Source organism: Nonomuraea sp. NBC_00507 (genome assembly GCF_036013525.1).
In the GTDB taxonomy this organism is placed as follows: domain Bacteria; phylum Actinomycetota; class Actinomycetes; order Streptosporangiales; family Streptosporangiaceae; genus Nonomuraea.
Map to the genome: position 1 here is coordinate 4,767,129 of NZ_CP107853.1, position 20,185 is coordinate 4,787,313.

The window sequence follows — 20,185 nt, forward strand, 5'->3', positions numbered from 1 at the left end:
TCACAGGATGTGCGACGCAGCACCTTCGCGCCTCCGGACGCCGACTGTTCGGACTTCTTCGTCCAGCCGGTACCAGGTCTTGCGGGAGAAGCCGAGCACCTGGCAGATCGGTGACGTTTCCGATCCTCGCGGCCTGCTCGGTGAGCTGTACCCGGCGCTCGTACACCCTGTCCTCGTGGGTCACCGCCAGGACGGGCATCCGCCATCACATCGCCCGCAGAGGCATCGAGTCCTCGCGGCGGCTGGGCCGCCACCGCCGGGTTGCCGAGAGGACAGTGTCCTGACTCGCCGGCTGCCGACCCCTGCACCGCCGTTACGAGCGCAAGGCAAGGCAGCCGAACAATTCCTGGCCTACGAACATCAGCTACCGCCGACTCACCAACTGGCACGACGTCTGATTGAGCCTCATGGCTACGACGGAGAGGAGCACCGAGGAACAGGGGCACACAGCGGTTCGAGGGAGCGCGACCGGCCATGAAGGTGTTGACAGTAGATCCCACTTGGTCGACAATCGGCAGAGATGGTCGACAATCGACCAGAGCTTAGATTGCTCCACTTAAGCACTAGGAGGACCAGTGGGATTCGATGTCAAGCCCAAGTTCGTGACGTTCGACATGAATGGAACGCTGATCAAGTACAGCATCAACGATGCGATCCGCGAGGTCCTGGGCGACCGACTGCCGGCCGAGGTCGCCGATGATTTCCTGCGGATCTGCAAGGTGTACCGGATCGACGAGTGCACGGGCGAGTACAAGCCGGTCCATCAGATCGTCGCTCATTCCATGGAACGCGGCTCGCGCAGGCTCGGTCTCGAGTACCGCGAGGACGACGCGCGGGCGGTGTACGACCGCATCCCCACCTGGGGCCCGTACCCCGGCGTCACCGAGGCGCTGAACCGCCTGGCCGAGGAAGTCCCGCTGGTCATCATCACGAACAGCGACACCGCGCATGCCGTGCGTCTCGCGGAGAACCTCCAGGCCCCGTTCGAGGTCGTCATCAGCGCCGAGGAGATGGGCGTCTACAAGCCACGGCTCCGCGCCTTCGAATACACATTCGACAAGCTCGGCGTTACACCCGACGACCTCGTGCACGTCTCCGCGAGCCCGACGTATGACCTGCGCTCCGCGGCCAACCTGGGCATCAAGAACAAGGTGTACGTCGACCGCGGCTTCGAGCACGACGAGCACTGGCTCGGCTACGAGCGGATCACCGACATCGCTGACCTCCCCGTCCTCTTCGGCCTCCCGCGCCCCTGACGCCTGAGCGGAGAACTGAGGACTGGAGCTACCCGTCCTCGCTGGCAACGCGTACTTCTGCACCACCGGGCGGTGGGCTCAGGCATCTACATCTCGGGCCAACTGCCTTTCAGGAACGGTGAGCTGCTGGGTGAGGGCGTCGTCGGCCGGGACGTCGAGCTGGAGACGGCGCGGGAGCTCGCGCGCCATGTCGCGCTCAACGCGCTCGCTGCCGCTGTGCAGGCGGTGGGCGACCTGGACCGGTGTCGCCGGGCCCCCCTCAACACCCCTGTCGAGATCCAGATGATCTGCACTGCGGTGTAGCGGCGAACCAATCATGAGGAGTGCACGACCGTATGCAGGCCTTCGCCGCACCGTCCTCTTCCTCGCATCGTCGGAGTCCTCGTACATCACCGGGACAACCCTCCCCCGTCGACGGCGGCTACACCGCCTTCTCGTACCGGCCCACGCAGTTCCCAGACACAGAAGAAGGACGCACATGAACGCCCTTGCGGCGCCACCCCGAAACGGAGAGCTCGGCTTCTGGGTGGCCGGACTGGCCGACAAGAGGCCGTCGTTCCCCCGCTTCACCGGCCAGGACTCCGTCGACGTGGCCATTGTCGGCGGCGGCTATACCGGCCTGTGGGCGGCGTACTTCGCCAAGAAGCTCGAACCGTCGCTCTCGGTCGCCGTCTTCGAGGCCGAGCAGGTGGGCTATGGCGCTTCAGGACGCAACGGTGGCTGGCTCTCGGCAATGCCCCCAGGAAACCGTGCCACCTTCGCCCGCGCCGGGGGAGGGCTGGAAGCGAGCCGGGCACTGCAGCAGGAATTCGTCGCCGGCGTCGACGCCGTCCTGGACATCCTCCAGGCCGAGGGCATCAACGCCGATCAGCACAAGGGCGGCGCGCTCGTCGCCGCCCACACTCAGGCGGGGCTGGGCCGGCTTGTCGCCAGGCGTGATGCCGACCTGAACTACGGGCTGACCGAAGACGAGATCCACATGCTCGACCGGGACGAGTTCCGGAGCCGGATCAACATCTCCACCGTCCACGGCGGGCTCTTCTACAAGCACTGCGCGCGGCTCCACCCCGCGAAACTCGTCTACGGCCTGGCCGACACCGTGACCTCCATGGGGGTCAGGATCTTCGAGGGCAGCCGAGTGGACAGTGTCGGGGGCAAGACCCTCAGGTTGGCCAACGCGCGCGTCACCGCGGCCAGGACGTTCGTCTGCACTGAAGGTTATTCGGGACAGCTGCTTGGCCGCCGGACCCTGATCCCTGTCAATTCCTCGTTGATCGTGACCAAGCCTCTGCCGGAGGAAGCATGGCAGCAGATCGGCTGGGACGCGCTCCAGTGCCTCAGCGACTCCGCGCACACATTCATCTACGCCCAGCGGACATCGGACGGCCGTATCGCCATGGGGGGCCGCGGCGTCCCCTACCGCTTCGGGTCCGGCACAGGGGGAGCCGGTGCAACCGCCCAGTCCACCATTGACCTGATCTCGCAGAAGCTCAGTACCTTCTTCCCGGGCATCCCCTTCGAGGTGGACCACGCCTGGTCGGGAGTCCTGGGTGTCACGCGCGACTGGAACGGCGGCGTGCACTGGGACCCGGCATCCGGGATCGGATCGTCCACCGGCTACGCAGGACACGGCGTCACGTCGGCCTACGTCGGCGGCAGGACTCTCGTGGAGCTCGCCTTCGAGAAGGAAACCGAGCGGACCACCCTTCCCTGGGTCAGCTACCGGGCACGGAAGTGGGAACCGGAACCCATCCGCTGGCTGGGCGTTCACGCCATGTACCGGCTCTTCGGTATCGCCGACCAGTGGGAAGAGCGCAGGGGTTCCAGCAAGACCTCACTCCTGGCCAGATTCGGCAGCAGACTCGCCGGGCTTCACGAGTAAACGAAAAGGAAACTGCTCTCATGGACGCAAAACTCGCAGTCATCGGCCTGGGCAGCATCGGAAGCATGGCCCTGTGGCAGGCCTCTCGGCTGTCCGACTCGGTAGTGGGCTTCGAGGCCGCCAGCCCCGCCCACGGCCGCAGTGCCGTGGGCGGGGACACCCGCCTGTTCCGCATGGTCTACCTCGGGAAGCCCGACTACTACCCCATCCTGGAACGCTCCCGCAGCCTCTGGGCCGAGCTCGAAGCGGAAACCGGGCAGGACATCCTCACGCCTACCGGAGGCCTGTCCATCGGGACGGCGAACGGCAGCTTCATCAACAGCCTCCTCGAGACAACGCGCATCACCGGAGCCGAGCACTACGTCCTCAGCCGGGAGGACATGGCGGCACGCTACCCCCAGCACAACCTCCGCCCCGACGACTGCGCCATCTATGACCCCCGCGCCGGCGTTCTGCGCACCGACCGCGCCGTCAGCGCTGCCGTCGCGGCGGCCCAGGCAGGCGGCGCCGCCGTCCTTCAGAACACACCCGTGGACAGCATCACCGAAGCCGAACACGGCGTGGTCGTCGCCTCGGGCGACAGAACCTGGACGTTCGAGAAGGTCATCGTCGCCTCGGGCGGCTGGTCCCGAAGGCTCATGCCCGACCACCTCAAGGCCGTTACGGAAACCCATCGGATCGTCCTGACCTGGTTCATCGCTCAGGACGGCACCCAGTTCTCGCCAGAGAAATTCCCCGTCTTCAGCCGACTGTACGACGATCGCTCCATGTACGGCGCACCCGCCGTCGATGGTGTGACGGTCAAGGCATCGGTGGACGGACCGCTGGACGGGCGCGGAAGGACAACCCCCGACCCGGACTCCGTGCCCAGAGAACTCACCCCGGAAGAAATCGAGAAGGTCACCGAGACCGTCACCGAATTCTTCCCCGGCCTGACCCCCACCATCGTGCGCTCCGACGCCTTCCCCGACCTTTTCACCGAGGACAGGCATCCCCTCCTCGGCTGGCTGGATGAGAACAGCAGGGTCTACTGTGCCACCGGATTCTCCGGAAAAGGCTTCAAAATGGCCACCGGCTATGGCCACATCGCCGCACACGAGGCGCTCGGCAAACAGACCATCGAAGGCCTGGACTTCGTGCGTCCGGACCGGTTCAAGACCAGGTAGCCCACCAACTTCCGCCGCCTCGGCGCAGTCTGGTGGGAAGGACACCCCCACACCGCCGGTGCAGGCCGGTTCGAGCATCATCCCCGGGCAAGGTCAGTGCGGGTGCTTGCCGAGGTCGCCCATCAGGTGCCTTTGGTGATCGGCACGCTCCTTCACCGTCGTCGACCCGTCGAACGGGACGGCCATCGCCCAGGTGGCGCTGGCCGGCAAGGCGGACGTGGACCAGGCGGTGGCCGCCGCACGCGCGGCCTTCACGGCACCCGAGTGGGCCCGGATGCCGCCCGCTCTCGAGTTCTACGCGGGCGTCGCCGACAAGCTCGGCGGTACGACGATCCCGCTCGGGCTCGGCCTGATCTGACCTGGTGGGATGTTGCCCTCGGTGAAGGCGCCGATGGCGCTGGTGGGCACGAGGTCGGTCAGGAAGTGCCACCAGTCCTGGTTCTCCCCGTCCTTCACGTGCTGTCCGGCGTCGCCCGCCAGGCAAAGGTCGCGAGGGTGGGGTGCACACCGGTACCGGGCTGGAAGACGTTGACGGCGATCAGGCCCACGAGGAGGGCGACGAGTGTGCCCGCCTGGAAGTAGAGCAGGGATTTCAGCCCCACGCGGCCCACGTGGCCGAGGCTGTCGACGTTGCCGAAGCCTCCCACGATGGTGAGGAAGACGATCGGGGTGATGAGCATCTTGATGCTGCGACGAAGGTCATGCCGACCGGCTCCATCGCGGTGCCGGCGACGATGGCGGTCAGGACCCAGAAGTAGAGCTGCTTGTACCAGGGCCGCTTGGCGGGTTCGGCCTGGGCGGGGGGTTGGGGACACGGGTGCTGCCATGGCGTTTCTCCTCGTTGAGGAACGGGGCGCAACCGGGACGCGGAACGGTCCTCGCCACGAGGGAGGGCCGGTGGGGGCGCGGCTCAGGAAAGGGGACAGGGCGCGGGAGTGCCGGTGAGCGGTGGGCGGCGTCGTCCCTGCCGCCCACCGAGGGAGAGATGGCTCAGAGGAGCTCGATCACCTTGTCGGTGAACTCGGCGGTGGTCGCGGTTCCGCCCAGGTCGCGGGTACGGATATCGGTCTTGGCCAGGACCGAGGCGATCGCGTCCGTGATGTCCCTGGCCGCGGCGGGGTGGCCGAGGTGGTCGAGCATCATGGCCGCAGAGCAGATCGCGCCCAGCGGGTTGGCGATGCCCTGGCCCGCGATGTCTGGCGCGGAGCCGTGCGCCGGCTCGAGCATCGAGGGGAAGTCACGCTCGGGGTTGAGGTTGGCCGCCGGGGCGATGCCGATGGATCCGGCGACCGCGGCCGCGAGGTCGCTGAGGATGTCACCGAAGAGGTTGGAGGCGACGACCACGTCGAAGCGGGCGGGGTCGTTCTCGCGCACGACGAAAACTCGACCTCGCCCGGCCGCGCGCCGTGCACCGGACTGTCGATGCCTTCGAAGACGCAGATGGGCCGGAGGTTGACGTACTGGCGGAAGGTGCGCCGGATCGGGATCAGCAGCCCCCACAGCGAGACATGGTCGGGCACCTCGGGTATCTCACCGCGCCCAGCCGGCGACCGCGGTGAGGCGCCTCGTTCCGGTATGCCGCCCGCCAGCACTGGGACGCCATCGCCAAGGCGCTCAAGCCGGTCTACGCCGCGCCGACCGAGGCAGCCGCGCTCGAGCGCGGTAGCAGGACTCACCGTTGGCCTTATCAATCCCATGCCGTGCGGGTCCGTGTGGCGCTTTGGACTCGATGTCTCGTCCGGTAGCTCGGAAGCGATCATCAAGAGGCTCCTCGCGGCCAGGGGCGCCGGCCGCGAGGAAGCCGAGTCAGCGGAAGCGGTCCTTCGCCTTGTAGTACGCGCCGGCGAACGGCAGGAACCAGGCGGTGCCGTTGTAGAACGGCACGGGCACCTTGGGAAAGCCGAGCCCGCGCCAGGGGTTGGCCTCGGGACGGCCGTCCATCATGTCGGCGAGTGCGCGGCCCATGTAGGTGGCCATCTGCACGCCGTGGCCGCAGTAGCCCCCCGAGTAATACAGGCCGTCCTGCTCGCCGGCGTGCGGGATGCGGTCGTAGCTGAAGCCGACGCTGCCGCCCCACACGTAGTCGATCTTGACGTTGGCGAGCTGGGGGAAGATCTCGGCCATCTCCCGCTTGAGCACCGCGCCGCTCTTGCGGTCGGAGGCCGGGTCGGACGGGGCGAAGCGGGCCCGGCCGCCGAAGGCGAGCCGGTTGTCGGGGGTGAGCCGGATGTAGTGGCCGATGTTCTTGGAGTCGACCACCAGGCGCGCGTTCGGGATGATCTCGCGGGCCAGCTCCTCGCCCAGCGGCTCGGTGACGATGATGAAGCTGCCGACGCAGATGAGCCGCTTGCGTAGCCACGGCAGCGCGCCGTCGCTGTAGGCGTCGGTGGCCGCGACGACCTGCCTGGCCCGGATGAGGCCGTTCAGCGTTTCCACCTCGAAGCCGCCACCGGGCATGCGCCGCAACTCAGTGGCGGCGTTGCGCTCGTGGATCTCGGCGCCGGCGCGCTCAGCGGCCCCGGCCAGGCCGTGCACGTACTTGCCGACGTGGAGGCCCGCACTGAGCGGGTCGAGCAGCGCGCCGTGGTAGTAGTCCGAGCCCAGCTCGGTACGCAGCTCGCCGGGGCCGATGAGCGTGGTCTCGTGGCCGAAGTTCTCGGCGAGATCGCGTTGCTTGGCACGCATCTTCTCGAAGTGGGCTGGTTTGAAGGCGACACCCAAGCGGCCGGAGCGGCGGAAGTCGCAGTCGATGCCCTCCTTGAGCGTCAGCTCCTCCACGAGGTCCACGGCGTGGCGGAAGGAGTCGTACAGCTCGCGGGCGCGCTCCTGGCCGTAGCGTTCGCGTGCCTGGCCGGTGGTGATGGTGATGCCCTGGGTGCACATGCTGCCATTGCGCCCGGAGGCGCCCGAGCCGACCTTGTCCTTCTCGACGAGGACGACCCGGGCGCCCCTGCCGGCGGTGTGCAGGGCGGTGGACAGGCCGGTCAGCCCGCCGCCGATAACCACCACGTCGGCCTCGTCCGGCAGCGGCCTGCCGGACCGGTCGGGTAGCGGGGGAGCGGTGTCGAGCCAGTACGGGATCTGCTTCATCGTGCGTTCCGTTCTCAGCAGCCGAGCAGTGCGGGCAGGCCGGACAGGTCGGGCAGGTCGTCGTAGGGCTGGTAGTCGGAGCTGCCGGGGTGGCGGTAGCGGTTGATCCACACGCGCCGCTCGAGGCCGAGGTCGCGGGTGGGGATATGGTCGTACTCCCAGCCCTGGGCGGTGTGGATCACCTGGGACGGCTCGACGTCCATGACCTTGAAGGCGTGCTCGAAGGCCTGCCGGTCGGGCTTGTACGCCCTGGCCTGCTCGGCGGTGATCACGTGGTCGAACTCGACGCCGATGTTGGCGACGTTGTGCTTGATGAGGTCGTCGTCGGAGTTGGAGATGATTGCGATCTCGTACTTGCTCTTGAGCGCGCGCAGCGCGTCCGGCACCTCCGGGAACGGCCCGAACGTGGGCACCGCCTCGACCAGGGCGTCGCCGTCGGAGGTGCGGTAGTCGAGGCCGTGCAGACGCATGGCGTTGCGCAGGCTGGAGTGCAGCACTTCGTGGTAGGGGCGGTACGCCTCCAGCACGGCCTGGAAGCGCATGACGCGGAAGTCGTCGAGGAACTCCTCCACGTTGAGCCCATCGAGGTCCAGCCGGTCGGCGAGGACCTTCAGCGTGGTGGGCCCGAGCTGGAAGTCGATCAGGGTTCCGTAGGCGTCGAAGGTGACTACCTGTCGCATGTCGTTCAACCTCATGGTGTTCAGACCACCCGTTCGCCGGGCGGCACGATGTGATCGAGCGCGGCCAGGTCGGCCGCGTCCGGGGTCCAGCCGACCGCCGCCGCGTTGGCGGTGACCTGCTGCGGGGTCATCGCCCCGCAGATGACGGAGCCCACCTGGGGCAGTGCGGCCAGGCCGCCGACGGCGACCTGCAGCAAGGTCAGGCCGCGGTCGGTGGCGTAGGTGGTGAGGGCCTCGACCCGGTCGAGCGCCTGCTCGGTGAGCCAGCCGTGCCGCCACGAGAGCCTGCTGCCGGGAGGCGGCGGCTCGCCGCGCCGGTACTTGCCGCTGAGCAGGCCGTTGGCGAGCGGGTAATACGGCAGAAGTCCGACGCCGAACGCGGCGCAGGCAGGGACGAGCTCCTGCTCGGCGCTCCGGTCGAGCAAGTGGTAGCGGGCCTGGGCGCTGACGAACGGCGCGCGCCGGTCCCACCTGGCCTGCCAGGCGGCGTCGGCAAGCATCCAGGCGGGCATGTTGGAGCAGCCGACGTATTGCACCTTGCCCTCGGCGACCAACTCGCTCAGCGCTTCGAGCGTGTCGGCGAGCGGAGTCACGCCGTCGGGCTCGTGGTACTGGTACAGGTCGATGTGGTCGGTGCCGAGCCGGCGCAGCGACTCCTCCACGGCGTGCCGGATGTAGCGGCGGGCGCCGCGCGGCCCGAGCCGGTCGGCACCCGCGCCCATGCTCATGCCGAATTTGGTGGCCAGCACCACCTCGTCGCGATGGCCCTTGAGCGCGGCGCCGAGCAGGCGCTCGCTGTCTCCCGCGTCGCCGCCGCCGCACGCGCCGTAGGTGTCGGCGGTGTCGAACAGGGTGATGCCCGCGTCCAGGGCGGCGTGGACGACAGCCTTGGTGCCGTCCTCGTCCAGGCGGGAGCCGAAGTTGTTGCCGCCGACCCCCACCACGGACACCAGCGGGCCGTCGCGGCCGAGCCTGCGGTAACGCATGCCGCTCATCGGGGCGTCCCGAAGCCGAGGCAGACGTTCTTGAGCTGGGTGTAGCCGTTCAGCGCCTCCAAGCCCTTCTCGCGGCCCCAGCCGCTGTGCTTGTAGCCGCCGAACGGCAGCTCGACGCCGGTGCCGACACCGGTGGCGTTGACGTACACCTGGCCGGCCCTGATGCCTTCGGCCAGCCGCATCGCGGTGGTCATGTCACGGGTCCACACATACGACGACAATCCGTACGGGCTGTCGTTGGCGATGGCGAGGGCCTCATCGGCGTCGCCGAACTCGATGACCGTGAGGACGGGCCCGAAGATCTCCTCCCGCGCACACCGCGCGGCGTTGGTCAGCCCCGTCAGGACGGTCGGCTCGATGAAGTACCCGTCGGCGAGCGCCGGGTCCGCGGGCCGTCCGCCGCCCGTGCGGATGGTGGCGCCCTCCTGACGGGCCAGTTCCAGGTACGTCTCCACGCGGTCGCGTTGCCGCGCCGACACCAGCGGCCCCATGTCGGGGTCGTCCAGGCCCGGCCCGAGCCGCAGGGACGCGGCGTGCTCGACGAGCCGGTCCAGGAACTCCTCGGCGCCGCGCTGCAGCAGCAGTCGGGTGCCGGCGGAGCACGTCTGCCCGGCGTTGCCGAACGCCGAGGCCGCCACGCCGGCGAGCGCCTGGTCGAAGTCCGCGTCGGCGAAGACGATGGCGGGGGACTTGCCGCCCAGCTCCACCACCGACGGCACCACGTTCGCGGCGGCGGCCTGCGCGACCTTGATCCCGGTCGGCACCGAGCCGGTGAACGTCACCTGGTCGATTCCGGCATGGCCGGCCAGGGCCGCGCCGGTCGCGCCGTCGCCGGGCACCACGTTGAGCGCCCCGGGCGGCAGCCCGCACTCCAGCGCGATCCGGCCGATCTCCAGCGGCGTCAGCGGCGCCTCCGGCGACGGCTTGAGTACGACTGTGCAGCCGGCGGCGAGGGCGGGGGCCGCGCCGCGGGCGGTGTTCTGCAGTGGGTAGTTGAACGGGATGATCTGCCCCGACACGCCGATCGGCTCACGGACGGTGTAATCGAGCAGGCCGCGGCCGAGCGGAATGGTGGCGCCGCCGAGCTTGTCGGCGATGCCGGCGTAGAACTCGAAGTAGCGGGCTGCCGCCTCGACGTCGGCGCGGGCCTGGCGCAGCGGCTTGCCCACGTCCAGGCTCTCCAGCTCGGCCAGGTCGCCGCCCTGGCGGCGGATCTCCTGGGCGATGCGGGTGAGCAGCCGGCCGCGCTCGGCCGGCCGCAGGTACGCCCAGCCGGGCGAGACGAGCGCGGCGCCGGCGGCGGCCACCGCGCTGTCGATGTCGGCGGGGCCGCCGCGGGACACCTCGGCGATGGGGGTGCCGCTGGCCGGGTCGACGACGGTGAAGGTGGCCCCGTCACGGGCCGGGACCGTCTTGCCGTCGATGAGCAACTCGCGTACGGAACGGCTGGTCACGGCCGGAGCTCCCCTTCGACCGCGCCGAAGATGACGACCTCGTCACCGGTGCGGACGGTGCGGATGCGGCGCACCCACAGCACGATGCCGTCCTGCGGGGCGCGGATCTCCTCCAGGGTGGCGCCGTAGTGGTCGACGACGCGGCCGATGAGATCGCCCTGCTTGCACTCCTCGCCGGGGTCGGCGTGGCCGAGGAAGAAACCGCCGGCGGCCGTGCGCGCGAAGGTGCCGCTGACCTCCGTGTACGTGTCGAGCAGTTCCGCTTGGCCGTCGATCATGCCGAGGTGCCGCATGATGTTGCGGACGGAGCGCACGTGCAGGGCGACCGTCTCCTCGCGGTAGGTGCCGCCGCCGACCTCGACAGTGATGGCGGGCTTGCCGGCCTGCAGCGCCGACAGGCGGGCGGTGCCGCCCCACTTGCCGCCCTTCCAGATCAGCGGGTGGCCGGCGGCCAGGCCGATGCCGGTGGCCAGCTCCTCGTAGCCGCCCTGGACGATGGTGAGCGGCGCGATCTCGCCGTACGCGCCGCCGGTGTGCAGGTCGACCAGGGCGTCCACGGCCGGGATGACCTGCTCGACGAACGTGGCGGCCAGCCGCAGCGAGTAGGAGCCGTCGGGGTCGCCGGGGAAGATGCGGTTGAGGTTGGCGTGATCCAGGCCGCTGGTGCGGGCGGCGGCCTCGAAGGCGGGGGTGTTCACACAGGGGATGCCGACGAGGGTCCCGCGCAGCGTGGCCGGGTCGGTCTCGGCGAGGACGCGGCGGACGGCCTCCATACCGTCGTATTCGTCGCCGTGCACGCCGCCGTCCACGCACAGGACCGGACCGGGCTCGGCGCCGTTGACCACGATCAGCGGGATGCCCAGCTCGACGCCGTACGTGCTGACGCCGACGGGGATGAGACCCTGGACGCGCTCTCCGGGTGCGCAGCTCACCGGGCCGATGGTGTATGTCACTGGTTTCTACCTTTCGAAGGAAATGAGCCGGTCCGACGCCTCGTCGAGTGTGGCGGCGATGATGTCGGCGATCAGATCGAGCAGGTCGGCTTCGGCGATCAGCGGTGGGGCGATCTGAACCAGCGGGGCGGCCCGGTCGTAGACGCGGGCCAGCAAGCCTGCCTCGCGCAGCCGGCGTGGGATGAGGTCGTGGATGAGCGCCGCCCGCGCCGGCTCGCTGAATGCGCCGTCCTCGCGGTCGCCGGCCAGCTCGACGGCGTAGAAGTAGCCTGCGCCGCGCACGTCGGCGACGATCGGCAGGGCGCCGAGCGCGATCATGCGCTTGGCCAGGTGCTCCTGGTGGGCGCGGACGTTGTCCAGCACCCGGTCGCGTTCCATGATGTCGAGGGCGCGCAGCGCGATGGCGGCGCACAGCGGGTGCCCGGAGAAGGTGTAGCCGTGATTGAGCACCTCGCCCGGCCGGTTCAGCACCTCGGCGACGCGGGTGCTGACCATGGTGGCGCCCATCGGTGCGTAGCCGGCCGTGATGCCCTTGGCCAGGGTGATCAGGTCGGGCCGGGCGCCGTAGCGGTCGCCGCCGAACCACTCGCCGAGCCGGCCGAACCCGGTGATGACCTCGTCGGCGACGAGCAGGAACCCGTACTGGTCGGCCAGGCGGCGCAGCCCTTCCCAGTAGCCCGCGGGCGGGGGGATGCAGCCGCCGCGGTTCTGCACCGGCTCGGCGATGAACATCGCGACGTTCTCCGGGCCCGCCCCTAGGATCGCGGACTCGGCGTCCGCGAGCAGGTGGGCTGTGAACGCGGCGTCGTCCAGCGGCTCCGGCAACAGGGCACGGTTGGTGTTGGCGACGAACGTGGTCGGCACGGCGGGGGGACCGTACGGCTCCTTGAGCTCGGGGTGGTCGGTGAACGACAGGGCGCCCAGGGTGAGCCCGTGGTAGGCGCCGCGCCTGGCCAGCGCCTTGGTCCGGCCGGGCTCGCCGCGCAGCACGTGGTAGCGGCGCACGATCTTCCAGGCGGTCTCGACGGCTTCGGCGCCGCCGCTGCTGAAGAACGTGTGCTCCATCCCGTCAGGGGCGAGGCCGGCGAGCCGCCTGGCCAGTTCCAGGGCCGCCGGGTGCGCGGAGGCGGTCCACAGGGGGCTGTAGCACAGCTCGCGCAGTTGCCGCTCGGCCGCCTCGGCGATCTCGCCGGCGTAGCCGTAGCCGAGTTGGGCGCAGTAGAGCCCGGACATGCCGTCGATGTAGCGGGTGCCGGCCGAGTCGTACACGTAGGGGCCGTCGCCACGGGTCACGACGAACAGCTCCTTGCCGCCCTCGCCGAACGAGCCGTTCGCGGTCATGTTGAGCAGCAGGTGACGCTCCGCTGCCTGGGTGGCGTTCACAGCGCCTCCTCGCCCGGAGCACCGAGGGTCGTGGCGGTTTCGACCGACAGCAGGGCGTTCTGCCGGCCGGAGCCGAGCCAGCGCACCAGCCCGACCAGCACGAGGGCGAGGACGGCGAAGGCGATCAGCAGCGCGCTGACCGCGGTCACGCTGGGGTCGATGTCGAACATCAGGGAGTTGTAGATCTGCACCGGCAGGGTGAGGGTGCCGACGGAGGACAGGAACTGGGAGACGTAGAAATCGTCGAAACTGGTGATGAAGGAGAAGATCGCCGCCGCGACCATCCCCGGTGCGGCCAGGGGGAAGGTGATCCGCCGGGCGATCGTCAGGCGGCCCGCTCCCATGCTCGCCGCGGCGTCCTCCAGGCGTTCGTCGATCCCGCGCAGTGTCGCGATGAGGATCAGTACCGCGATCGGCGAGGCCATCACGGTGTGCCCCAGGGCGATCGCGAGCGGGCTGCCCAGCATCGCGGCGGGTTCGAAGAGCAGGAACAGGCCCAGGGCGGTGACGATGTGCGGGATGACCAGCGGCCCCAGGACCAGGGCGTAGACCGCGGAGCGCAGCGGCAGTTCGCTGCGGGTCAGCGCGGTCGCCGCGGTCACGCCGATGATCAGTGAGAACACGGTGCTGATCGAGGCGATGAGGGCGCTCAGTGACAGCGCGCCCGGCCATTTGCTGCCGTCGGCGAACAGCGCCTGGTACCAGCCGAGCGACCAGGAGTCCGGCGGGAACGCTGCGAAGGCGCTTTTGCTGAACGAGGTGACGATGATCACGACGATCGGCAGCGCCAGGAACAGCAGGATCACGGTGGCGAACGTGGTCAGCGCGATCCGCCCGGCGAGGGTGCTGCGCAGTCCGATCATGATGCGCTCCTCTTCTTCGCCTCGCCGAGAGAGCTGACGAGCTTGACCAGGAGCAGACCGGCGAAGGTCAGCAGCAGCAGGATGACGCCCTCGGCGGCCGCCCCGTTCCACTGGTTCTGCTTCATCACCTGCTGGTTGATGAGGGAGGCGATCATCGTCTGGTTGGGGCCGCCCATCAGGGCCGGGGTGATGTAGTAGCCGAGCGAGAGGATGAAGCTGAGCAGTCCGGCCGTGGCCAGTCCGGGAGCGACCAGGGGAAGGTAGACCCGGCGGAAGATGACCAGGCGGCCGGCCCCCATGCTGGCCGCGGCGGCGAGCAGTCGGCGGTCCACGCCCCGCATCACGCCGTACAGCAGCAGCACGGTGTAGGGCAGCATCACCGCGGTGGTGCCGATGACCACGCCGATCTCGTTGTAGAGCAGCCGGTACGGCGCCCCGGCCGCCCCCAGGCTGACAAGCACCTGGTTCACCAGGCCCTTGTCGCCGAGCATGATGATCCATCCGTAGGTGCGCACCAGGGCGCTGATGAAGTGCGGGACGACGACGATCAGCATGGCCAGGGCGGCCACCAGGGGCCGCAGCCGGGAGATCGCGTTCGCCAGGACGAACCCGATGACCAGGCTGAACAGCGCCGTCTCGGCGGAGATCCGCAGCGTGGTGAACAGCACGGACAGGTTCACGCCCGTCAGCGCGTCGGCGTACCAGTGCAGCGTCAGGGCCCCGTCGAGGTCCTTCACGCTGAGCAGCAGCGTGCTGAAGATCGGGTAGACGAACAGCGCCAGCAGGTAGAGCACGGCCGGCAGGGCGTAGAGGATGCCGATCCGGGTCCTGCGGGAGGCCAGCAGCCGGCGGGGACGGGCGGGGGCGCCGGCGAGGGTGGCGGCCATCGCTCACCCGTCCTGTTCGCTGGGGAAGAGGTTGACGTCGTCGGGATCGGCGCAGATGCCGACCCGCTCGCCGGCGACGGGTCCGTTCTTGGCCGGTGCTTCCAGGCGCAGCAGCGGGGCCTCGGCGCCGTTGATCCGAACGCCGGCACGCACCACACTGCCCACGTACGTCGCGCTCTCCACCGTGCCGGTACAAAAGCCGTCATCCGGTGCGCACACCCGCAGCCGGCCCGGCTGGACGGCGACCTTGACCGGGACACCGGCGGCCAGCTCGTGGCGCCGTGCCTTCAGCAGGCCCCCGCTGCGGTCCAGGCGGACCAGGGTGTGCGCGTCGCTCTGCTGTTCCACGCGGCCGGGCAGGAAGTTGGCCGCGCCCAGGAAGTCGGCGACGAAGGGCGTCTTCGGCCGCTCGAACAGCTCCCGCGGGGTGTCGAACTGCTCGATCCTGCCGTTGCGCATCACCGCGATGCGGTCGGACAGGACCAGCGCTTCTTCCTGGTCGTGCGTCACGTAGATGACGGTCAGGCCGAGTTCCTGCTGGATGGTCTTGATCTCCACCTGGAGCTGGTCGCGCAGCTTCTTGTCCAGCGCGCCCAGCGGCTCGTCCATGAGGATGACCGGCGGCCGGTAGACCAGCGCACGACACAGGGCCACCCGCTGTTGCTGCCCGCCGGACAGCTCGCGCGGCTTGCGGCCGCCGAACCCGGACAGGCCCGCGATCTCCAGCGTCTGCCCGACCCGCCTGCGGATCTCGTCCTTGGGCACGCCACGCAGCTGCAGCGGGAACGCGACGTTCTCGCCGACGGTCATGTGCGGGAAGAGCAGGTACTGCTGGAACACGAAACCGAGGTTTCGCTTCTGCGGGGCCAGCCGGGTCACGTCGCGGTCCCCGACGGTGATGGTGCCGGAATCCGGCTCGCAGAAACCGGCGATCATCATCAGGGTCGTGGTCTTACCCGACCCGGAGGCGCCGAGGAAGGTGACGAACTCCCCGGCGGCGATCTCCATGGACGCTTCGTCGACGGCGACGACGTCCCCGTACGTCTTGCGCAGGGCCACTACCGACAGCGGTTTGCCGGTCGAGGTGGCCGGCTTGGCGCCGGCCACCTCGACGGAGGGTCCGGCCACACCGAACTCAGCCACGAGCCCACCCCAGCCACCGCTTGCTGACGGCCTCTTCGTTCTTCAGCCACCAGTCGGTGTCGGCGTCGAAGCCCTTGTCGTAGTACTGCGGCGCACCGGCCAGGCCGTTGCGGACCTCTTCGCTGATCTTGTCGTAGGCGAGGGGGGAGGAGGGGTTCGTCGGGTAGGTCGTGGCCAGGCGGGCCTGGACGTCGGGACTCATCGAGTAGTCGAAGAGCTGGTAGGCGGCGTCCAGGTTGGGTGCGCCCTTGGAGATGGAGTAGCCCTGGAACTGGCGGCGGGCGCCGTTCAGCTGGGCCGCGACCGGGACCCCCTGCTTGAGCAGGTCGGCCAGGCGGCCATGCCAGACGGTGGTCATCGTCACCTCCTGGCGGGTGAGCAGCATGCCGGGCAGCGGGCCGCTGTCCCAGTACTTCTTGACGTCGGACCTGATCCGATCCATCGCCTTGAAGGCGCGGTCCACATCCAGCGGGTACAGCTGGTCCATCGCGACGCCGTCGGCCAGCAGCGCGAACTCCAGCTCGGGCAGGTCGGCGTCCGGGTTGCACATCGAGCGGCCGCCCTGGAAAGCCTTGGCGTCCCAGAAGTCGGCCCAGGACTCCGGCGTGCGCCCGCCGAAGGCGTCGGTGCGGTAGGCCATGCACTGGGCGTAGAAGCTGTGGGCGACGGCGTACTCGGTGATCAGATTCTCGGGCAGCTGGGCGGTCTTGAGGTTCTTGATCCGGTCGAGGTCCAGCTTCTCCAGGGCGTTCTCGCGGACGAACTTGGCGTGGTCCATCATCGAGTTGTCGATGAGGTCGACCTGGGGGCGACCCTGGTTGATCTGGGCCAGCACCTGTGCGCCGTCGAGGTTGGCGACCTGGACGGTGATGCCGGTCTCCTTGGTGAACGGGTCGTAGATCGCCTTCTTGAGGGCCTCGCCGTAGGCCCCGCCACTGTTGCGGACGGCCACCGTCTTGGCGCCCGAGCCGGTGGAGACGCTGGCACCAGTGGAGCGGCTGGTGCCGGTGCCGCAGGCGGCGAGCGCCGGCAGGGCGGCGAGCGCGGCAGCGCCGCGCAACAGCGCCCGCCTTCCGATCGGTGAATTTGTCATGGCGGTACCTCCGGGGGATGGGGATGGTCGCGGTTCGGGGAGTGGTCAGGCGAGGACGGCGATGGCCGCAAGCTCGGTGCCGGGGACGACGGTGAGGCCGTTCATGCCGTAGATGATCGTTCCGGTGGCCGTGGCGGTGACCTTGTGCTCGGCGCCGTCGACGGGGTCGACGATCCGGCCGATGGCCTGTCCTTCGGTGACCTCGTCGCCGGTGACGGCGTCGGGGTACCACAGGCCGGCCGCGGGTGATTCGACGTCACCCGTCCACACCCATTCGCGTGGCGTGGCCGTCGGCGCGGGAGCCGGTCCGTCGATGGCCCCGAGGTGGTTCAGCAGCCGGTGCAGGGCGTCCAGCAGGGTCCGCACGGTGGCCGGGTCGCGGTCGCCGCGCTGGCCGGTCTCGATGAGGACGGCGGGGATGCCGAGGCGGTTGGCGGCGGCGTGGCTGTTGCCGCCCTCGGCGGAGCGGCCGAACACGACATGCTCGTAGCCCACGGCGTGGGCCATCGCGCGGTTGCTGGCGTCGAGGGCGTCGTCGCCGGTGAGGCGGTAGCCGACGAAGTCGAGCAGGGTCTGGTCGATGCCACCGCTGTGCAGGTCGGCGTAGGCGTCGGCGCCGGTGATGAGGTGCTCGAACAGCCAGGCGGCCATCCGCTCGGTCGGCCCGCCGGCGGGGTCGCCGGGGAAGACCCGATTGATGTTGACGCCGTCGAGCGGCGAGACGTTGAGGCGGCCCCCGTATGCGGCGGGCGGGTTGGCGACGGGGCAGATCGCGATCCGGCCGAGCACGTCGTCAGGCTGGAGCCCGGCCGCGAGCTGAGCGGCGGCGGCGATCCCGGCGAACTCGCCGCCGTGCACCCCGCCGGTGATGACCACGGTGGGGCCGGGACGGGATCCGTGGACGAGGATCAGCGGGACGTCGGCGGTGGTCGTGCCAAGGTCCACGGTGACGGTGCCGCTGGTCTTGGCGCCGGGTTCTGCGGTCAGGATGGCGATGGTCCAGGTCATCTCATACCTCGTTCAGGCGGCCGTGCGGCCGAGGGTCGTCATGAACTCGATGGGCAGGTCGGTGTGGCCGTCCAGGGCCAGGTCGGCGGCGAGGTCGCCCATGGCGGGCGACATCTTGAATCCCTGGCCGGAGAAGCCGGCCAGCAGCACGATGTCGTCGCACCCTGGCAGCGGGCCGACCAGCGGGCGCGTGCTGCCGGTGTAGCCCTCCATGAAGGCGGCGAGCCGCACCGGGTTGGGGTTCAGGCCTGGCAGGTGGCGCCGCACGATCTCCGTGAAGATCTCCAGCTCCTCCGGCGCGACGGCCCTCTCCAGCCGGTTCGGGTCGTCCACGGGCCGGTGGTGGGCCTGGGGCAGGCCGAGCTTGACGGAGAGGCCGTCGGGGGAGGGGATCCCGTAGAAGGGGATGCCGCCCCTGCGGATGAAGGCAGGGCGCTCGTCGCCGGCATGGTGTTCCTCATTGGGCAGGAACCAGGCGCTGATCGCGCGGTAGACGCTCACCTCCCACGGCAGGTCGGGCAGCAGGTCGCCCACCCAAGGGCCCGGAGTGACCACCGCGGCGTCGAAACGTTCGGTGTCGCCGTCCGTGCGGATCTCCACGCCTCCCCCGCCGACCGGGTTGATCTCCCTCACCGGGGTGTAGCGGCGGATCCGGGCACCCAGTTCCTCGGCGCGGCGGGCCGCGGTCTGGACCGACAGCTCCGGGCGGATGTAACCCGCGTGGGGGTCGAGAACCGCCAGGTCGCCGTCGTCGACGCGGAACTGCGGAAAACGCTTGGCCAGCGCCTCGGCGTCGATCAGCTCGTGGTCGAGGCCGTGCTCGGCGATGACGTCCATGATGGTGCGCATCTCGGGGTCGTCGGCCGGTCCCATGAACAGGCATCCCGTGAGCCGGCGCAGCTCCCGGCCGGTCTCCGCCTGCAACTGCTTCCAGAGAGCGTCGGCGTGCCGGACGAGCGGCACGTACCGGCCGTCATCGGTCTGCACGCTACGGAAGACCCGGGTCTCACCGCCGGCGGCGCTGCGGTCGTGGCCGGGGGCGAAGCGGTCGTAGGCGACGACCTCGGCGCCCCGGGCCGCCAGCCGCCAGGCGGCCTGGCTGCCCACCGTGCCAGTCCCGACGACGGCGACACGTTTCCTCGTGGCCATGTGGCTCTCCTTGCCGGATCGTGGTGGTGGGCGGTTCAAGCCGCGGTGCGGCCCACGGTCGACACGAAGTCGATGGGCTGGGAGGAGGTGCCGTCCAGCGCCAGGTCGGCGGCGATGTCGCCGAAGGCGGGCGAGAGCTTGAAGCCGTGGCCGGAGAACCCGGCGAGCAGGATCACGTTCTCGTTGCCGGCGCCGGGCAGCGGGCCGACCAGCGGTCGGCTGCTCTCGGTGTAGCCCTCCATGTAGACGGACAGGCGGGTCGGGTCCGGGTGCAGGTCCGGCAGGTGGCGGCGGAGGAGTTCGGTGAAGATCTCCAGTTCCTCCGGCTGGACGGTGCGGTCCAGCGCGTTGGGGTCGCCGGCCGGGCGGTGCAGGTCGCGCGAGAGCCCGACCTTGACGGAGACGCCGTCCGGGGAGGGCAGGCCGTAGCAGTGCGTGGGCGCCGTACGGATGAAGGCGGGGCGCTCCTCGCCGAACCAGGCGTCGGTGGTGGGCACGTACCAGGCGCTGATGAGGCGGCGGATGTCCACTTCCCACGGCAGGTCGGGGAGGAGGTCGTTCACCCAGGGGCCGACGGTGACGACGACCGCGTCGAAGCGCTCGCTGCCGGAGTCGGTGCTGACCTCGACCCCTCCGGCAACCGGGGTGATCTCCCGCACTGGCGTGTAGCGGTGGATGCGGGCACCCAGCTGCTCGGCGCGGCGGGCCGCGGTCTGGACCGTCAGCTCGGGCCGGATGAGGCCCGCGCGGCGGTCGAGCACGGCGGCGTCACCGTCCTCCAGACGGTATTGAGGGAAGCGCTTGGCCAGCGCCTCGGCGTCGATCACCTCGTGGTCGAGGTCGTGCTCGGCGATGGACTCGAGGACGGTGGCCATCTGGTGGTGCTCGGTCGGCCCCATCAGCAGGCATCCGGTCAGGCGGCGCAGCTCGCGGCAGGTCTCCTGCTGAAGCCGCTCCCACAGGGCGTCGGCGTGCTTGAGCAGCGGCACGTACCGGGAGTCCTCGAAGTGGGCGCTGCGGAAGATCCGCGTCTCGCCGCCCGCGGCGCTGCGGTCGTGGCCAGGGGCGAAACGGTCGTATCCGACGACCTCGGCCCCGCGGGCGGCCAGCCGCCAGGCGGCCTGGCTGCCCATCGTCCCGACGCCGACGACCGCGACGCGCTTCCTGGCTGCCACAGGTAGAT

22 protein-coding genes and 1 pseudogene are annotated in these 20,185 nt (G+C 69.8%); 6 read left to right on the plus strand and 17 right to left on the minus strand.

Features of this window, described 5'->3' with window-relative positions; genetic code table 11:
- Positions 1–188: 188 nt before the first annotated feature.
- From OHA25_RS23575 to solA (OHA25_RS23595), 5 genes and pseudogenes are all read left to right on the plus strand, one after another.
- Positions 189–281: pseudogene (locus OHA25_RS23575) on the plus strand (IS5/IS1182 family transposase); the annotation flags it as partial.
- A gap of 294 nt (positions 282–575) precedes the next feature.
- Entirely contained in the window at positions 576–1,256 is a 681-nt protein-coding gene (locus tag OHA25_RS23580) for a haloacid dehalogenase type II (protein ID WP_327589660.1), read from the plus strand.
- A gap of 72 nt (positions 1,257–1,328) precedes the next feature.
- Entirely contained in the window at positions 1,329–1,559 is a 231-nt protein-coding gene (locus OHA25_RS23585; protein WP_327589661.1) for a hypothetical protein, read from the plus strand.
- 175 nt (positions 1,560–1,734) lie between these two features.
- A complete protein-coding gene (locus OHA25_RS23590; RefSeq protein ID WP_327589662.1) occupies positions 1,735–3,138 on the plus strand; it encodes an NAD(P)/FAD-dependent oxidoreductase in 1,404 nt (467 codons plus the stop codon).
- A 20-nt stretch (positions 3,139–3,158) separates the two neighbouring features.
- A complete protein-coding gene (gene solA / locus OHA25_RS23595) occupies positions 3,159–4,304 on the plus strand; it encodes an N-methyl-L-tryptophan oxidase (protein WP_327589663.1) in 1,146 nt (381 codons plus the stop codon).
- A gap of 93 nt (positions 4,305–4,397) precedes the next feature.
- On the opposite strand, the gene OHA25_RS23600 is transcribed toward solA (OHA25_RS23595), so the two are convergent.
- Positions 4,398–4,559 (minus strand): hypothetical protein, encoded by a 162-nt coding sequence (locus OHA25_RS23600; RefSeq protein WP_327589664.1) that lies wholly within the window; start codon positions 4,557–4,559, stop codon positions 4,398–4,400.
- On the opposite strand from OHA25_RS23600, the gene OHA25_RS61485 reads away from it, so the two are divergent.
- Positions 4,498–4,662 carry a hypothetical protein gene (locus OHA25_RS61485; RefSeq protein WP_442942134.1) on the plus strand — a complete coding sequence of 55 codons (165 nt, stop codon included), beginning with the start codon at positions 4,498–4,500 and terminating at the stop codon, positions 4,660–4,662. The two genes, OHA25_RS23600 and OHA25_RS61485, sit on opposite strands and share 62 nt — an antisense overlap.
- Here the strand turns inward: OHA25_RS61485 and OHA25_RS23605 are convergent.
- The 16 genes from OHA25_RS23605 to solA (OHA25_RS23680) all read right to left on the minus strand — a co-directional run bounded on the left by OHA25_RS23605 (position 4,599) and on the right by solA (OHA25_RS23680) (position 20,177).
- On the minus strand, positions 4,599–4,760 hold the full coding sequence (locus OHA25_RS23605) for a hypothetical protein (protein WP_327589665.1): 162 nt from the start codon (positions 4,758–4,760) through the stop codon (positions 4,599–4,601). The two genes, OHA25_RS61485 and OHA25_RS23605, sit on opposite strands and share 64 nt — an antisense overlap.
- Entirely contained in the window at positions 4,757–4,984 is a 228-nt protein-coding gene (locus OHA25_RS23610; protein WP_327589666.1) for a cation:dicarboxylate symporter family transporter, read from the minus strand. The genes OHA25_RS23605 and OHA25_RS23610 overlap by 4 nt, the downstream gene beginning before the upstream one ends.
- Positions 4,985–5,294: 310 nt before the next feature.
- Complete coding sequence (locus OHA25_RS23615) at positions 5,295–5,678, minus strand: isocitrate/isopropylmalate family dehydrogenase (protein WP_442942135.1); 384 nt, start codon at positions 5,676–5,678, stop codon at positions 5,295–5,297.
- Positions 5,679–6,110: 432 nt separating this feature from the next.
- Positions 6,111–7,394, minus strand: a complete 1,284-nt coding sequence (locus OHA25_RS23620) for an NAD(P)/FAD-dependent oxidoreductase (protein ID WP_327589667.1) — start codon at positions 7,392–7,394, stop codon at positions 6,111–6,113.
- A 14-nt stretch (positions 7,395–7,408) separates the two neighbouring features.
- Positions 7,409–8,074 (minus strand): haloacid dehalogenase type II, encoded by a 666-nt coding sequence (locus tag OHA25_RS23625; RefSeq protein ID WP_327589668.1) that lies wholly within the window; start codon positions 8,072–8,074, stop codon positions 7,409–7,411.
- 20 nt (positions 8,075–8,094) lie between these two features.
- Positions 8,095–9,069, minus strand: a complete 975-nt coding sequence (locus OHA25_RS23630) for an aldo/keto reductase (protein WP_327589669.1) — start codon at positions 9,067–9,069, stop codon at positions 8,095–8,097.
- Positions 9,066–10,523, minus strand: a complete 1,458-nt coding sequence (locus OHA25_RS23635) for an aldehyde dehydrogenase family protein (protein ID WP_327589670.1) — start codon at positions 10,521–10,523, stop codon at positions 9,066–9,068. Before OHA25_RS23635 ends, OHA25_RS23630 begins: the two co-directional genes overlap by 4 nt.
- A complete protein-coding gene (locus OHA25_RS23640; RefSeq protein ID WP_327589671.1) occupies positions 10,520–11,476 on the minus strand; it encodes a succinylglutamate desuccinylase/aspartoacylase family protein in 957 nt (318 codons plus the stop codon). The genes OHA25_RS23635 and OHA25_RS23640 overlap by 4 nt, the downstream gene beginning before the upstream one ends.
- 6 nt (positions 11,477–11,482) lie before the next feature.
- Positions 11,483–12,859 (minus strand): aminotransferase class III-fold pyridoxal phosphate-dependent enzyme, encoded by a 1,377-nt coding sequence (locus tag OHA25_RS23645; RefSeq protein ID WP_327589672.1) that lies wholly within the window; start codon positions 12,857–12,859, stop codon positions 11,483–11,485.
- The gene (locus OHA25_RS23650) at positions 12,856–13,722 is read right to left on the minus strand and encodes an ABC transporter permease (RefSeq protein ID WP_327589673.1); all 867 of its coding nucleotides are present in this window, start codon (positions 13,720–13,722) and stop codon (positions 12,856–12,858) included. The genes OHA25_RS23645 and OHA25_RS23650 overlap by 4 nt, the downstream gene beginning before the upstream one ends.
- The gene (locus OHA25_RS23655) at positions 13,719–14,609 is read right to left on the minus strand and encodes an ABC transporter permease (RefSeq protein WP_327589674.1); all 891 of its coding nucleotides are present in this window, start codon (positions 14,607–14,609) and stop codon (positions 13,719–13,721) included. Before OHA25_RS23655 ends, OHA25_RS23650 begins: the two co-directional genes overlap by 4 nt.
- Before the next feature lie 3 nt (positions 14,610–14,612).
- Positions 14,613–15,752, minus strand: coding sequence for an ABC transporter ATP-binding protein (locus tag OHA25_RS23660; RefSeq protein ID WP_327589675.1), 1,140 nt, complete (start codon positions 15,750–15,752; stop codon positions 14,613–14,615).
- Complete coding sequence (locus OHA25_RS23665; RefSeq protein WP_327589676.1) at positions 15,745–16,845, minus strand: ABC transporter substrate-binding protein; 1,101 nt, start codon at positions 16,843–16,845, stop codon at positions 15,745–15,747. The genes OHA25_RS23660 and OHA25_RS23665 overlap by 8 nt, the downstream gene beginning before the upstream one ends.
- Positions 16,846–16,890: 45 nt before the next feature.
- A complete protein-coding gene (locus OHA25_RS23670) occupies positions 16,891–17,853 on the minus strand; it encodes a succinylglutamate desuccinylase/aspartoacylase family protein (protein WP_327589677.1) in 963 nt (320 codons plus the stop codon).
- A 12-nt stretch (positions 17,854–17,865) separates the two neighbouring features.
- Complete coding sequence (gene solA, locus OHA25_RS23675) at positions 17,866–19,002, minus strand: N-methyl-L-tryptophan oxidase (RefSeq protein WP_327589678.1); 1,137 nt, start codon at positions 19,000–19,002, stop codon at positions 17,866–17,868.
- Between the two features lie 35 nt (positions 19,003–19,037).
- Positions 19,038–20,177, minus strand: coding sequence for an N-methyl-L-tryptophan oxidase (gene solA / locus OHA25_RS23680; RefSeq protein WP_327589679.1), 1,140 nt, complete (start codon positions 20,175–20,177; stop codon positions 19,038–19,040).
- Positions 20,178–20,185 lie beyond the last annotated feature (8 nt).